Raw genomic sequence first — 13,088 nt, 5'->3', positions numbered from 1 at the left:
TACTACTTGTAATACGTAGGAGGATCATGCGCCTGAACAGCAAGGGCCAGGTCACCATCCCGGCCGAGCTGCGCCGCAAGCACCGCCTGCACGAAGGCGATGAAGTCGAGGTCGTCGAAGAAGGCGGAGCCCTGCGCATCGTCCGCGTCGAGCGCCACGAGAACCGGACCCAGCGCTGGGCAAGGGAAAAGCGTGGCAGCGCGAGCAGCGGCCTCAGCACGGATGAACTGATGGAGTTGCTGCGTGGAGAGTGATCGTCGGCTCCGGGCAGTCGGCGCGGTCAGCACGATGGTGGACAGTTGCGTCCTGCTGGACGTTCTCACCGACGACTCGACCTGGGCGCCTTGGGCGACCCAGGCGATCTCGGCTGCCGATGAAGCCGGGCCACTGATCATCAATCCCCTGATCTACGCCGAGGTCTCGGCCGGCTACGAGGCCATCGAAGAGGTGGACGCGGCGTTGCCCGCCGGAATCTTCCGCCGCGATCCGCTGCCGTACGATGCCGGATTCCTGGCCGCGAAGGCGTTCTTGGCCTACCGACGACGCGGTGGCACCAGGACCGCGCCACTGCCCGACTTCTACATCGGAGCCCACGCGGCCGTCGCCGGTCACCGGGTGATCACCCGCGACGCGGCAAGATTCCGCACCTACTTTCCGACCCTCGAGGTGGTCGCTCCGGCCTGACCTCGGCGGGCCGAAGCAGTCCCGCGGTGGGGCTGTGACGGCGGCGAACTTCTGGGGCGGGAGGGGCGTCCACCTCTGCGCGTGGCCGTGCACGGCAGACTGGTGATTGAGGCATCCGTGGGCGGGCCCGCTATCGTACGGAACTGCGCTCCGTGCGCCAGACCGGAACTTGTCCTGAAGAAGGGTCCCTGAAGACGTGTCCATCCTGACCGGCTCCGACATCCTCGTCACCGGAGGCACTGGCTCCTTCGGCAAGGCTTTCATCCGCTACGCGTTGGACAACCTGGACCCGCGCCGGATCATCGTCTTCAGCCGTGACGAGCTGAAGCAGTGGGAGGTCCGGCAGCTGTTCGGCGACGACCCGCGGCTGCGGTTCTTCATCGGCGACATCCGTGACAAGGACCGGCTGGACCGGGCCATGCACAAGGTCGACTACGTGGTGCACGCGGCCGCGCTGAAGCAGGTCGACACCGCGGAGTACAACCCGTGGGAGTTCGTGAAGACGAACGTGATCGGCTCGCAGAACGTGATCGAGGCGAGCATCGACGCCGGCGTGAAGAAGGTCGTCGCGCTGTCGACGGACAAGGCGTCCAGCCCGATCAACCTGTACGGCGCGACCAAGCTCACCGCCGACAAGCTGTTCATCACCGGCAACCACTACGCCGCGGCGTACGAGACCCGCTTCTGCGTGGTCCGCTACGGCAACGTGATGGGCTCGCGCGGCTCGATCATCCCGAAGTTCCGCGCGCTGCACGAGGCCGGCCAGTCGCTGCCGATCACCGACCTGCGCTGCACCCGGTTCCTGATCACGCTGCCCGAGGCGGTCCAGTTCGTGGTCGACTCGTTCGAGCTGATGCAGGGCGGCGAGCTGTACGTGCCGCGGATCCCGTCGATGAAGATCACCGACCTGGCCCAGGCGATCGCGCCGGGCGCCAAGATGCACGACATGGGCCTGCGCCCGGGCGAGAAGCTGCACGAGGAGATGATCAGCCCGGAGGAAGGCCGCCGCGCGCTCGCGATCGGCGACCGGTACGTGCTGCAGCCGGACCTGGCCACCTGGGGCTACACCTCGCCGGCGAACGGTACGCCGGTGGCCGAGGGCTTCCACTACACCTCGGACAACAACGACGAGTGGTACTCGATCGAGGAGATCACCAAGATCCTGGAGAGCGACGTCTGATGCTGCCGTACGGGCGTCAGTCCATCTCCGCGGAGGACATCGAGGCGGTCAGCGCGATCCTGCGCGGTGACTGGCTCACCACCGGCCCGACCGTGACCGCGTTCGAGAACGCGATCTCCGAGCTGACCGGCGGGCACCGCGCGGTCAGCTGCACCTCGGGCACGGCCGCCCTGCACATGGCGTACGCCGGGCTCGGGGTCGGGGCCGGCGACGAGGTGGTGACGACGCCGATGACGTTCGTCGCGACCGCGTCCTGCGCCGCGATCCTCGGCGCGAAGGTCGTCTTCGCCGACGTCGAGGAGGACACCGCGCTGCTCGACCCGGCCGCTGTGGACGCCGTCGTCACCGACCGCACCAAGGTGATCGCCGCCGTCGACTACGCCGGCCACGCCGCCGACTACGACGCGCTCCAGCCGATCGCGGACCGGGTCGGCGCGAAGACGCTCGACGACGCCGCGCACTCGGTCGGCGGCACGTACAAGGGCCGCCCGGTCGGCGACCTGGCCGACGTGACCACGCTCTCGTTCTTCCCGACCAAGAACCTCACCACCGGCGAGGGCGGCGCGGTCGTCGCCAAGGACCCGGCGGTCGGTCAGCGGGTGCACGAGTTCCACTTCATCGGGCTGGTCCGCGACCCGGACCGGTTCGAGATCACCGACGAGGGCCCGTGGCACCAGGAGGTGCACGAGTTCGGGCTGAACTACCGGCTCACCGACGTCGCCTGCGCGCTCGGCCTGTCCCAGCTCAAGCGGCTGGCCGACTTCAAGAAGCGGCGGACCGAGATCACCGCCCGGTACAACGAGGCGCTCGCGGGCGTCGACGGCCTCCGGACGCCGGCCCAGCGGGACCACGTCGACCCGGCCTGGCACCTGTACCCGGTGCGCGTCCTGGGTGACCGCCGCCGGGAGATCTTCGAGGGCATGCGGGCCGCCGGGATCGGCGTCCAGGTGAACTACATCCCGGTCTACTGGCACCCCGTCTTCGCGAACGCGGGCTACCAGCGCGGGATGTGCCCGAACGCGGAGCAGTACTACCGCGAGGAGCTCTCGCTGCCGATGTTCCCGGACCTCACCGACTCGGACGTCGATCGGGTGATCGAGACCTTGACGAAGCTGGTCTCCTGATCCGTTCCGCCGCCGGAAAGCCAGAGAAGTGACCACTGTGACATCTGATCAGTCCTCCGCAGGCCCCGCTCCGGAAGGCGCGGGCAGCACCCCAGAGGGCAGTGACGCCGCGCCCGTAGCCACCGTCGAGGAGATCCCGGCGGCGGCGAAGTCGGTGATGATCGCCGGCGAGATGCTGAACTGGTCGGACCTGCACCCGACGGACGCGCGGGCCGCGATCGGCGGCGCCGCACCGGCGGCGCTGCTGGCCGCCGCGCTCGGTGAGCGGACCGGTTCCGTCCTCGTCGCCGGACCGCACTCGCTGGAGCTGCTCGACCTGGTCGTCGAGCGGGCCGAGTCCGTCGACGTGCTGGTCCGGTCGGCGCCCGACGCCGAGGAGATCGCCACGGCCCACGACGTCCGCGTGTTCTGCGGCTCGCTGGACCACTTCGGTCCCGAGCACGGCGAGAGCTCGTACGACGTCGTGATCGCGCTGGACGGCCTGCAGCGGCTGGTCGGGCCGGACACCCTGGTGATGACCTGGGCGGACGCGCTCGCCGCGATCAAGGGCCGGCTGGCTCCGGCTGGACAGCTGCTGCTGGCGGTCGAGAACAGCTTCACCATCGAGCGGATGATCCAGCCCGACCCGACCACCACCGTGCCGCGGGACGAGGCGTGGCCGCGCGACGTCACCGGCGATGTGGCCCCGCCGACCGGTCTCAAGGCCGTCACCGCGGCCCTGGCCGAGGCCGGGCTCGAGCCGAACCGGCCGTACGCGGTGTACCCGTCGCTCGACAACGCGGAGATCGCGCTCACCAAGATCGCCGGCCCGCTGACCGTCGCCGCGATCGCCCGGACGGTGGCGACCCGGCTCAGCGGCCCGACCCTGACCGACCCGTACCGCACCACCCAGGACGCCCTCGGGTCCGGCCTCGGTCCCGAGCTCGCCCCCGGCTGGTACTTCGTCCTCGGCGGCACCACCGGTACTCCCGCGGTCCTGCCGGCGGGCCTGGTCCCCGACGGGACCGGCACGCTGCTCGAGGAGGAGCTGTTCACCGCGCTCCGGCTCGACGACCACGCCGCCCTCCGCCGGACGATCCCCGCGTACGTCGAGTGGCTGCGCACCCTCGACCCGGAGACGGCCGCGATCGCCTCGGCCGACAACGTGATCGCCGACGGGACGGCGTACCGCCTGTTCGGTGCCGGCGTGGTTGTCGAGGGCAACGGGGATGCGCTGGTCGTCGGTCAGCTGGCCCGGTTCGTCCGGCGCTCGCTGGAAATGGGCTCCCGGCAACCGTGGACCGCGGCCGCGGATCCGCGCGCGATGACCGCCCGGCTCGCCTCGACGACCGGTCTCACCGTCACCGACGAGCTCTGGGACTCGGTGGCGGACAGCAAGGAGATGATCCGGCCGCTGGGCAGTGCCGAGCAGCTCGCGACGATCGCCCGGCTGGCCCAGGAACTGGCCGAGGCGAGTGCCCAGGCGACCGCGTTCGAGGGTCAGGCGAGCGGCCTGCGCAAGTCCCGGCCGTACCGGATCGGGATGGCGGTGCTGAACCCGGCCCGGGTCGTGGTCAACCGCGGCCGTCGCGCGGTCCGCAGAGTGGTCCGCTGATGCATCACGCCAACCACTTCTACGGCCACGCGCACATCATGGCCAAGTACGCCGGGCTCCCGGAGGGCGATCCGCCGCGGATCTGGGGGTACCTGCAGCACGGCTGGAACATCCTGGACGGGTTCGCGTACAACACCGCGTTCATCGACGGGATGCCGAAGTTCGTCTGGTCCGACACGGTCCGCCGCCGCGGCTGGTCGATGGGGCTGCGCAACTACTCGGTGATCGGCGCCGCCTGGCTGTACCTGCTCGAGGTGTACCCCGAGCTGGCCCGGCCCGCCGAGGACGCGGCCGGCACGATCTTCTACCCGTTCCACGGCTGGGAAGGCCAGAACGTCCTCGGCGACCACGGCCGCATCGTTGCCTCGATCAACGAGCACGAGACCGGCCCGGTGACCGTCTGCCTGTACTGGAACGAGTACGAGAACGAGTCGATCCGGCAGGTCTACGAGGCGGCCGGGTTCCGGGTGATCACGCACGGGTACCGCGGGCTGCACTGGCGCAAGACCGACGCGGACTTCCTGCTCAAGCAGCTCCGGGAGATCCGCAAGCACACCCGGGTCGCCTCCAACCGGCTCAGCTCCGCCGTCCTGTACGGCGCGTCGCTGGGGCTGCAGCCGGGTGTGTACGGTGATCCGATGTTGCTCGAGAACGAGCACCCGTCGTTCGGCGGTCAGGCCCGGATCCGGCGGTTGTGGCCGGAGCTGAACCAGCCGTACGTCCCGCTCGACCAGGCCCGCGCGTTCACCGACGCCGAGCTGGGCGTCGAGCACCTGGCCCATCCGGCCGAGATCCGGGACCTGTTCCGGTGGACTTCTACCAAGGTGGCTTCATGAAGATCGGCATCATCACCCAGGCCCGGGCGACCAGTACGCGGCTGCCCGCCAAGGTGCTGCTGACCGCCGGTGGCAAGACGTACCTGCAGCACCACCTGGACCGGCTCGCCGAGACCGGCCTGCCGGTGATCGTGGCGACCACCACGAACCCCGACGACGAGCCGATCGTCGAGCTGGCCGGCGAGCTCGGGGTCCCGGTGTTCCGGGGCAGCGAGCTGGACGTGCTGTCCCGGTTCGCCGGCGCGATCCGCGAGCACGAGCTGGACGGCGCCGTCCGGGTCACCTCGGACTGCCCGCTGATCGACGCCGCGGTCGTTGCCGAGGGCGTCGAGGCGTTCCGGGCCGAGGCGGCCGACAACCTGTACGTGTCGAACTGCATCCAGCGGACCTACCCGCGCGGGATGGACTACGAGATCTTCTCCGGGCCCCGGCTGCTGCAGGCCGACGCGGACGCCACCCTGCCGGCCGACCGCGAGCACGTGACGTCGTACCTGCACCAGAACCGGACCGGCGACATGCGGCTGCTGAACATGCCGTGGGACCGCGGCGACCTGTCCAAGTACCGGCTCACGCTGGACACCCCGGACGACCGCCAGTTGCTCACGGCGCTGATCGAGGACTTCGGCGCGGCCGAGCTGAACTGCGCCGATCTGGTCGCGATCATGGAGAAACACCCCGAGCTGCACGCGCTCAACGAGCACATCGAACAGAAGAAGCTCGGCGAGTAACAGCGCGGGAGGCCGCGGCTGCGGCATGATCTACGGTGATGAGCACCGATGAGCCAGGATCCGACCCGGGGCGCGCCCGCTCGTTCGGCGCCGTCGCGGCCGCGTACGACGCGGGCCGGCCGACGTTCCCGGCCGAGGCGCTGAGCTGGCTCGTCGGGCCCGGGCGGCTGCAGATCCTCGATCTGGGCGCCGGCACCGGCAAGCTCACCGCGGTCGCCGCCGCGCTCGGGCACGACGTGGTCGCGGTCGATCCCTCTGAGGAGATGCTCGCCGTCTGCCGCCGGTTGCCGGGCGTGGACACGATGGTCGGCGCGGCCGAGTCGATCCCGCTCGCGCACGCCTCGGTGGACGCGGTGCTCGTCGGCCAGGCGTTCCACTGGTTCGACCATGCCCGCGCGCTGCCCGAGATCGCCCGCGTCCTCCGGCCGAACGGCGTCCTCGGGCTGCTCTGGAACCGGTCCGACACCGTGGTCCCGTGGGTCCGGCGGATCCACCGGGCGATGATGGGCGAGGACTTCCTGGCCGGCAACGACCAGTTCGACCCGATGCCGATCCTGCTCCAGTCCGACCTGTTCTCCTACGTCGAGACCGCCCGGTTCCGGCACTGGCACGACCTGGACCGCACCGGACTGCGGCAGCTGGCCCAGTCGCACTCGCGGGTCGCCGTGCTGACCGAGACCCGGCGCGAGGCGGTCCTGGAGCAGATCGACGCGATCTACGACAGCACGGCCCGGCCGCCGGAGCCGTTGCGGATGCCGTACTTCACCGAGTGTTACCGGACCCGCCCGAGCGACCTGGCCAACTACCGCCGCACGCTCGACGCCCCGGTCGCCCCGCCGGTCTGAGAGCGCTTCACCCCGAACGGCAACTTTTTGGTCGCGCCCGGTCACAAACGCGCGACATGGAGCTAACGTGCACCTGATCGCGTTGCCGGTGAAGGGGTGCGAATGGACAAGGACGTGGTACCCGAGCGGGAAGCCCGGGCGTACGAGGCCGTGCACGACTCGGCCGACTTCCAGGAGCTGAAGCGGCGGTACAAGAACTTCGTCGTGCCGTGGACGATCACGTTCATGGTCTGGTACCTGGCCTACGTCGCCTGCAACAACTGGGCCCGTGACTTCATGAACACCCAGGTCGTCGGGCACGTCAACGTGGCGCTGGTCTTCGGGCTGCTGCAGTTCGTGTCCACCTTCTTCATCGCCGCCCTGTACGGCCGGTTCGCGAACCGGCGGCTGGATCCGCTGGCGAGCGGCCTGAACGCCAAGTACAAGAGGGAGCGTCGCCGGTGACCGCGCTGCTGATCCCGCTGGCCGACGCCGAGCCGGGCAACCAGGCCCTGACCATCTCGCTGTTCACCGCGGTCGTCGCGGTGACCCTGTACATCACCTGGTGGGCGTCCCGGCAGAACCGGACCGCCGCCGACTACTACGCGGGCGGCCGCTCGTTCAGCGGTGCGCAGAACGGGTTCGCCGTTGCCGGTGACTACATGTCGGCCGCGTCCTTCCTGGGCATCTCCGGCCAGATCGCGCTGTACGGGTACGACGGCTTCCTGTACTCGATCGGCTTCCTGGTCGCGTGGCTGGTGGCGTTGCTGCTGGTCGCGGAGCTGCTGCGGAACTCGGGCCGGTTCACGATGGCCGACCAGCTCGCGTTCCGGATGAAGCAGCGGCCGGTCCGGACCGCGGCGGCGACGTCGACGATCGTGGTGTCGATCTTCTACCTGCTGGCCCAGATGGTCGGTGCGGGCGCGCTGGTCGGCCTGCTGCTCGGGGTCACCGACGCGACCCTGAAGGCCGGCGTGATCGTCCTGGTCGGTGCGCTGATGATCATCTACGTCACCATCGGCGGCATGAAGGGCACCACCTGGGTGCAGATCGTCAAGGCCGTGCTGTTGATGGCGGGCACGATCCTGATCACCTTCCTGGTGCTGCTGAAGTTCGACTTCAACATCTCCCAGCTGCTCGGCGCGGCCGCGGCGAACTCGGGCAAGGGCGAGGCCTTCCTGCAGCCGGGCCTGCTCTACGGCAAGGACCTGGTCGGCCAGATCGACTTCCTCTCCCTCGGCCTCGCCCTGGTCCTGGGCACGGCGGGCCTGCCGCACATCCTGATCCGCTTCTACACGGTGCCGGACTCCCGCTCGGCGCGGCGTTCGGTGCAGTGGGCGATCGGGCTGATCGGCGCCTTCTACCTGATGACGCTGGCGCTCGGCTTCGGCGCGGCGGCGCTGCTCGACACCAGCAAGGAATCCGCGGTGGCGACCTCGAAGGGCAACGTGGCCTCACCGTCGCTGGCCGAGGCGGTCGGTGGCGGGGCGGACTCGCTCGGTGGCTCGATCCTGCTGGCCCTGATCGCGGCCGTTGCCTTCGCCACCATTCTCGCCGTGGTCGCCGGACTCACGCTCACCTCGGCCTCGTCGTTCGCGCACGACCTCTACGCGAACGTGCTGGCCAAGGGCAAGGTGACCGAGCGGCAGGAGCTGCGGGTGGCCCGGTTCGCGGCGATCGGGATCGGCGCGGTGGCGATCGCGCTGGCGATCCCGGCGCAGAAGCTGAACATCGCCTTCCTGGTCGCGCTCGCGTTCGCGGTCGCCGCCTCGGCGAACCTGCCGGCCCTGCTGTACAACCTGTTCTGGAAGCGGTTCAACACCTCGGGCGCGGTCTGGAGCATCTACGGCGGCCTGATCTCCGCCGTCGTGCTGGTGTTCTTCTCGCCGGTCGTCTCGGGTACCCCGACGTCGATGATCACCGGTGCGGACTTCTCCTGGTTCCCGCTGTCGAACCCGGGCATCGTCTCGATCCCGCTCGGCTTCCTGTTCGGCGTGATCGGCACGTACGCGGGCCGCGACCGCAGCAGCGAGGAGCGGTACAACGAGCTCTCCGTCCGCTCCCTCACCGGCGCCGGCGCCGAGGGTCCCGCCAAGCACTGACGGATCGGCCGGCGCGCTCACTCCTCGGCGCGCCGGCCGATCCGGAAGGTCTCGGCGAAGCGATCGAGCTCGGCCGCCGACGCGGTGTCGCCGACCATGCCCGCCTTCAACGCAGCCGCCCCGTCGAGCTCCCCGGCCAGCAGCGGACTCAACGGCGCGTACGCCTCGATCCGTACGTCCGCGCCGTCCAGCGGACCCGGCTCGGCCACCAGCTTGCCGCCGGCAACAATCGCGTGGACGACCACCTCACCGAAGCGCAGCTCGTACGTCGTCCGCCGGCCCCGCGTCGGCTGGAACGTCGAGCGCAGCGCCATCACCAGCGTCTCCGCGGTCGCGATCTCGCCCGGCCGCAGCTCCCCCAGCGACCGCGCTCCCCAGCGGCCCAGGGCGAGCACCGCCTGGTCGAGGTCGGCGCCGTACTCCGTCAGCCGGTAGACGATCGCGCGGGACGGCGGCGCCTCCACCTGGCGTTCGACCACGCCGGACTGCTCCAGTTCCTTGAGCCGGGTGGAGAGCACGTTGGTCGGGATCTTCGGCAGCCCCGTGCGCAGATCGGTGTACCGCTTCGGTCCGACCAGCAGGTCCCGGATGATCAGCATCGCCCAGCGCTCACCGACGAGCTCGAGTGCGCGGGCGACCCCGCAGTACTGGCCGTAGGTCTTCGACGTCATGGGCCCACTCTACTTGACAAAGCTTACTTGTTTTTATGAAGCTTGCTCCATGGGACGAATGAGCAAGCAGGCACGCGAGGACTTCCTGGCCGACGCCCACGTGGGCGTCCTGAGCGTCGGTGGTGACCCGGGCGAGGCGCCGACCAGCGTTCCGACCTTCTACGCGTACGAGCCCGGGGGTGAGCTGACGATGTTCACCGGGACGCAGCGGCGGGCGCCACGGCGGATCGACCGGATCCGCAAGGCCGGGGTGGTCACGTTCGTCGCGCAGCGCGAGGAGATGCCGCCGGCGTACGTCACCGTCGAGGCCGAGCTGGTCTCGGTCGCGCCGCCGACGGTCGACCAGATGCTCACGATCGTGCGGCGGTACATGCCGGAGGAGCACGCGCAGGGCTTCGTGCACGGCGAGCTGGACGACCCGGAGAACACGGTGCTGCTGCTCACCTTCCGGCCGACGCGCTGGCTCACCTCGGACACCTCGACCGACTGAGCGCGTCACGAGGCATTGACCTCAGAGGCCCGCGGACAACCGGTACAGGACGCCACCGGAGCGGAGGACCTGCGCGCGGTCCTCGTCGTCGAGCTCGGTCAGCATGCCCTCCAGCGTCTTGGTCGCGTCGGCGCGGATCTGGGCGACCATCTCGGCGCCGAGATCGGTCAGCACGACCACGGTCGCCCGGCCGTCCCGGTCGTCGCCCTGCCGGCAGACCAGGCCGTCCGCCTCCAGCGTCGCGACCGTGGTGGTCGCGGTCGGCTGTGAGCACGGCACGCGGGCCGCGATCGTCCCGATCCGGACCGGCTGCTCGTCCGCGATCACCAGCAACGTGATGAACTGCGTCGGATGCAGCGTCTCGCTCATCGCACTGCGGCGCAGATGGCGGACGATCCGATGCATCGCCACCATCAGCTGGACCGCCTCCTCGTCCACCCCGATCACCCCCGATCCGCTCAGCCCCCGCCCGGATCTCGGTGCGACGGCTATGCCGCCATGCTGCCACCGAGCGCAACCGATTACTCCCCCTTGTTACTCACCCGCATTACTCTTCTGCCGCGAATCCCAGGAGTGCTCGCCGATGCCGCGGACGTTCGAGCTCGTCGACGAGGGCGACCGCGAGATCGGCGTACGAGATCCGGGCGGCCGCGTTCCCCGGGCTCAGCGTGTACGAGCCCGTGCGGGCCGGGTGCCGGTGGTCGAAGTCGCCGGCGGGTGCGACCGAGATCCAGTCGAGTGCGGACGCTTCGAAGATCTCGATGGCACCCGCGTGCGCGAGGTAGAAGGACCGGTACTCCTGTGGGTACCCCGGTTCGTCCATCAGCCGACCACCCGACGCCGCGGGCAGGATCGACGCCAGGCCGACCCACAGCAGGCGAGACCGAGCTCCGTCCACCAAGGCCTGCGCGCTCTTGCGGAACAGGTCCGCGGAGTCCGTCCCGTGGTCGTACACCGCGGCGACCACGGCATCGCTCCCCTGGCTCAGCCGCTCCACGTCGGCGACGTCGGTCACGTCTCCCGACACGGCACCCGGCAGGTCGGCGTACTTGCTGGGGTCCCTCACGACCGGGACCACGTCGTGTCCTCTGCGGCGTGCTTCCTCGACCACCGCGCGGCCGGCTCGACCACCGGCGCCGAAGACCACGATCCTCTTGGCGTTCTCTGCTGTGCTCATGCGGCGACGGTAAGAGGGCGGGCGGTATCCGTTCGGATACCAACTACGCTGGCGCGATGGAGCCGTTGCGCGCGGACATGTTCGAGGAGATCTGCCCGTCCTCGCTGAATCCGGTCCGGTTCGGCCGCGACAAGTGGGCCGGTCTGGTGATCCGTTGCCTCGAGGACGGTCCGCGGCGATTCTCCGAGCTCCGGGTCCCCCTGCACCGGCTCACCCCGAAGGCACTGACGCGTTCGCTGCGGCTGCTGGAGCAGGACGGCCTGATCACGCGCACCGAGTACGCCGAGCCGGTGCGCCGGGTGGTCTACGAGCTCACCCCGCTCGGCCGCAGCCTGCTGGAGCCGATGCGCGTCGCCTGTGAGTGGACCGCGGCTCATTGGGATGCCCTGCTGGACGCTCGCGAGGCCTGAGTCTCTTGCCTGCACTTGTTGGCTGCCCCACCATCAGCTTATTGTTGGTCACGCCAACATTGGTAGGGCCAACATTGGAGTGGGGATGACGACTGGAATCGAGCAACGGGCGGATCCGCGGCGCTGGTGGGCGCTCGCGGCCGTGTCGATCGCGCAGCTGATGTTCGCGGTCGACGGCACCATCATGAACATCGCACTGCCGTCCGTCGGCGCAACGTTGCGGATGTCCGAGACGGCGAGCTGGTGGGTGGTGACGTCGTACGCGCTGGCCTTCGGCGTCCTGCTGTTGCCCGGCGGCCGGGTCGGTCAGTGGATCGGGTACCGTCGCGCGCTGCTGGTCGGCCTCGTCGGCTTCGCGCTCGCCTCGCTGCTCGGCGGACTGGCGACCGCCGGGTGGATGCTGATCACCGCGCGCTCGGCGCAGGGCGTGTTCGGCTCGCTGCTCACCCCGGCCGCGCTCGCGTTGCTCTCGACCACGTTCTCGACCGCCGAACGCGGCCGGGCCTTCGGGATCTTCGCCACGATCATGGGCAGCGGGTCGGCGATCGGGATGCTCGCCGGCGGGCTACTCACGCAGTACCTGAACTGGCGCTGGGCGTTGCTGGTCAACGTCCCGATCACCGCGATCGCGATCGTGCTCGCCTTGTACGCGGTCCGGCCTGGGTCCGTCGATCAGCGATCCGGGCCGCTCTTCCCACTCGCGCTCCTACGGCACCGCCCGCGCACCGCGGCGTACGTGGCGATGTTCGCGTGGGGGATCGCGGTGATCAGTGCCTTCCTGCAGCTCAGCTTCTTCCTGCAGGACACCCTCGGGTACGACGCGGCGCGGGCTGGACTGGCGTTCTTGGCCTATCCGCTGGCGATCCAGGTCGGGGTCCGGGTGGTTCGCGGGCGAATGACGGTGGTGCCGGCCCGGACGTTGCTGGTGCCGGGGCTGGTGCTGATCGGGTCTTCGTATTTCCTGCTGACCCGGCTCACCCCGGAGTCGGCGTACCTGCCGAACGTCGTGCTGGTGTTCCTGTTGCTCGGGCTGGGGACGTCGCTGGTGCTCCCGGTGGCCAACAGCACGGCGACGCTGGGTGCAGGCTCTTCTGCTGGGGTCGCGGGTGCTGCTGGGTCGACGAGTGTCCAGCTCGGTGCTGCGCTGGGGACGGCGGTGATTCCGCAGGGCAGTGTGGTGACAGCGGTATTGCTGGTCGCGGGAGCCGGGCTCGTCTGGGCGATCGGCCGGCAACCGTAGGGCGGGCCAACGAATGGCTACACTCGCG

Annotated in this window: 16 protein-coding genes; 13 read left to right on the top strand and 3 right to left on the bottom strand. The window is 69.8% G+C overall.

The window, feature by feature from the left end; all coding sequences use genetic code 11:
* The first annotated feature begins 26 nt into the window (after positions 1 to 26).
* The 10 genes from FB561_RS10705 (at position 27) to FB561_RS10660 (ending at position 9,072) form a co-directional block, all read left to right on the top strand.
* The gene (locus tag FB561_RS10705) at positions 27 to 254 is read left to right on the top strand and encodes an AbrB/MazE/SpoVT family DNA-binding domain-containing protein (protein WP_145805581.1); all 228 of its coding nucleotides are present in this window, start codon (positions 27 to 29) and stop codon (positions 252 to 254) included.
* Complete coding sequence (locus tag FB561_RS10700) at positions 244 to 684, top strand: type II toxin-antitoxin system VapC family toxin (RefSeq protein WP_238334756.1); 441 nt, start codon at positions 244 to 246, stop codon at positions 682 to 684. The genes FB561_RS10705 and FB561_RS10700 overlap by 11 nt, the downstream gene beginning before the upstream one ends.
* A gap of 196 nt (positions 685 to 880) precedes the next feature.
* Positions 881 to 1,864, top strand: a complete 984-nt coding sequence (gene pseB, locus FB561_RS10695) for a UDP-N-acetylglucosamine 4,6-dehydratase (inverting) (protein ID WP_145805579.1) — start codon at positions 881 to 883, stop codon at positions 1,862 to 1,864.
* Positions 1,864 to 2,988 carry a UDP-4-amino-4,6-dideoxy-N-acetyl-beta-L-altrosamine transaminase gene (pseC, locus tag FB561_RS10690; RefSeq protein ID WP_145805576.1) on the top strand — a complete coding sequence of 375 codons (1,125 nt, stop codon included), beginning with the start codon at positions 1,864 to 1,866 and terminating at the stop codon, positions 2,986 to 2,988. Before pseB ends, pseC begins: the two co-directional genes overlap by 1 nt.
* Positions 2,989 to 3,025: 37 nt before the next feature.
* Positions 3,026 to 4,582, top strand: a complete 1,557-nt coding sequence (locus tag FB561_RS10685; protein WP_170284626.1) for a class I SAM-dependent methyltransferase — start codon at positions 3,026 to 3,028, stop codon at positions 4,580 to 4,582.
* Positions 4,582 to 5,418, top strand: a complete 837-nt coding sequence (locus FB561_RS10680) for a hypothetical protein (RefSeq protein WP_145805574.1) — start codon at positions 4,582 to 4,584, stop codon at positions 5,416 to 5,418. The genes FB561_RS10685 and FB561_RS10680 overlap by 1 nt, the downstream gene beginning before the upstream one ends.
* Complete coding sequence (locus FB561_RS10675; protein ID WP_145805572.1) at positions 5,415 to 6,146, top strand: cytidylyltransferase domain-containing protein; 732 nt, start codon at positions 5,415 to 5,417, stop codon at positions 6,144 to 6,146. The genes FB561_RS10680 and FB561_RS10675 overlap by 4 nt, the downstream gene beginning before the upstream one ends.
* Positions 6,147 to 6,184: 38 nt before the next feature.
* On the top strand, positions 6,185 to 6,991 hold the full coding sequence (locus tag FB561_RS10670) for a class I SAM-dependent methyltransferase (protein ID WP_145805570.1): 807 nt from the start codon (positions 6,185 to 6,187) through the stop codon (positions 6,989 to 6,991).
* A gap of 102 nt (positions 6,992 to 7,093) precedes the next feature.
* Positions 7,094 to 7,435, top strand: a complete 342-nt coding sequence (locus FB561_RS10665; protein WP_145805568.1) for a DUF485 domain-containing protein — start codon at positions 7,094 to 7,096, stop codon at positions 7,433 to 7,435.
* Positions 7,432 to 9,072: a solute symporter family protein gene (locus FB561_RS10660; protein ID WP_145805566.1), complete on the top strand. Its 1,641-nt coding sequence runs from the start codon at positions 7,432 to 7,434 to the stop codon at positions 9,070 to 9,072. Before FB561_RS10665 ends, FB561_RS10660 begins: the two co-directional genes overlap by 4 nt.
* A gap of 17 nt (positions 9,073 to 9,089) precedes the next feature.
* Here the strand turns inward: FB561_RS10660 and FB561_RS10655 are convergent, their stop codons facing one another.
* Entirely contained in the window at positions 9,090 to 9,743 is a 654-nt protein-coding gene (locus FB561_RS10655; RefSeq protein ID WP_145805564.1) for a winged helix-turn-helix transcriptional regulator, read from the bottom strand.
* 58 nt (positions 9,744 to 9,801) lie between these two features.
* Between FB561_RS10655 and FB561_RS10650 the strand changes: the two genes are divergently transcribed.
* The gene (locus FB561_RS10650; RefSeq protein WP_145805561.1) at positions 9,802 to 10,233 is read left to right on the top strand and encodes a pyridoxamine 5'-phosphate oxidase; all 432 of its coding nucleotides are present in this window, start codon (positions 9,802 to 9,804) and stop codon (positions 10,231 to 10,233) included.
* A gap of 21 nt (positions 10,234 to 10,254) precedes the next feature.
* Here FB561_RS10650 and FB561_RS10645 read toward each other — a convergent pair whose 3' ends face one another.
* Both FB561_RS10645 and FB561_RS10640 read right to left on the bottom strand, forming a co-directional pair.
* A complete protein-coding gene (locus FB561_RS10645; RefSeq protein ID WP_238334755.1) occupies positions 10,255 to 10,671 on the bottom strand; it encodes a MarR family winged helix-turn-helix transcriptional regulator in 417 nt (138 codons plus the stop codon).
* Between the two features lie 109 nt (positions 10,672 to 10,780).
* Positions 10,781 to 11,410, bottom strand: coding sequence for an NAD(P)-dependent oxidoreductase (locus FB561_RS10640; RefSeq protein ID WP_145805559.1), 630 nt, complete (start codon positions 11,408 to 11,410; stop codon positions 10,781 to 10,783).
* 56 nt (positions 11,411 to 11,466) lie between these two features.
* On the opposite strand from FB561_RS10640, the gene FB561_RS10635 reads away from it, so the two are divergent.
* Together FB561_RS10635 and FB561_RS10630 are read left to right on the top strand one after the other, a co-directional pair.
* Positions 11,467 to 11,820 carry a winged helix-turn-helix transcriptional regulator gene (locus FB561_RS10635; RefSeq protein WP_145805557.1) on the top strand — a complete coding sequence of 118 codons (354 nt, stop codon included), beginning with the start codon at positions 11,467 to 11,469 and terminating at the stop codon, positions 11,818 to 11,820.
* Between the two features lie 85 nt (positions 11,821 to 11,905).
* Positions 11,906 to 13,060 (top strand): MFS transporter, encoded by a 1,155-nt coding sequence (locus FB561_RS10630; protein ID WP_170284625.1) that lies wholly within the window; start codon positions 11,906 to 11,908, stop codon positions 13,058 to 13,060.
* The last annotated feature ends 28 nt before the right edge of the window (positions 13,061 to 13,088 follow it).

The organism is Kribbella amoyensis (genome assembly GCF_007828865.1).
Lineage (GTDB): Bacteria > Actinomycetota > Actinomycetes > Propionibacteriales > Kribbellaceae > Kribbella > Kribbella amoyensis.
Note: the sequence above shows the minus strand (reverse complement) of the source record. Positions and strands in the feature narration are given on the sequence as shown.

Bases quoted from the DNA above. Each gene is read 5' to 3' on its own strand.
- FB561_RS10640 (WP_145805559.1), bottom strand. From the start codon at position 11,410: ATGAGCACAGCAGAGAACGCCAAGAGGATCGTGGTCTTCGGCGCCGGT.
- FB561_RS10680 (WP_145805574.1), top strand. From the start codon at position 4,582: ATGCATCACGCCAACCACTTCTACGGCCACGCGCACATCATGGCCAAG.
- FB561_RS10655 (WP_145805564.1), bottom strand. From the start codon at position 9,743: ATGACGTCGAAGACCTACGGCCAGTACTGCGGGGTCGCCCGCGCACTC.
- FB561_RS10635 (WP_145805557.1), top strand. From the start codon at position 11,467: ATGGAGCCGTTGCGCGCGGACATGTTCGAGGAGATCTGCCCGTCCTCG.
- FB561_RS10665 (WP_145805568.1), top strand. From the start codon at position 7,094: ATGGACAAGGACGTGGTACCCGAGCGGGAAGCCCGGGCGTACGAGGCC.
- FB561_RS10705 (WP_145805581.1), top strand. From the start codon at position 27: ATGCGCCTGAACAGCAAGGGCCAGGTCACCATCCCGGCCGAGCTGCGC.
- FB561_RS10650 (WP_145805561.1), top strand. From the start codon at position 9,802: ATGAGCAAGCAGGCACGCGAGGACTTCCTGGCCGACGCCCACGTGGGC.
- pseC (WP_145805576.1), top strand. From the start codon at position 1,864: ATGCTGCCGTACGGGCGTCAGTCCATCTCCGCGGAGGACATCGAGGCG.
- FB561_RS10670 (WP_145805570.1), top strand. From the start codon at position 6,185: ATGAGCACCGATGAGCCAGGATCCGACCCGGGGCGCGCCCGCTCGTTC.
- FB561_RS10630 (WP_170284625.1), top strand. From the start codon at position 11,906: ATGACGACTGGAATCGAGCAACGGGCGGATCCGCGGCGCTGGTGGGCG.
- FB561_RS10675 (WP_145805572.1), top strand. From the start codon at position 5,415: ATGAAGATCGGCATCATCACCCAGGCCCGGGCGACCAGTACGCGGCTG.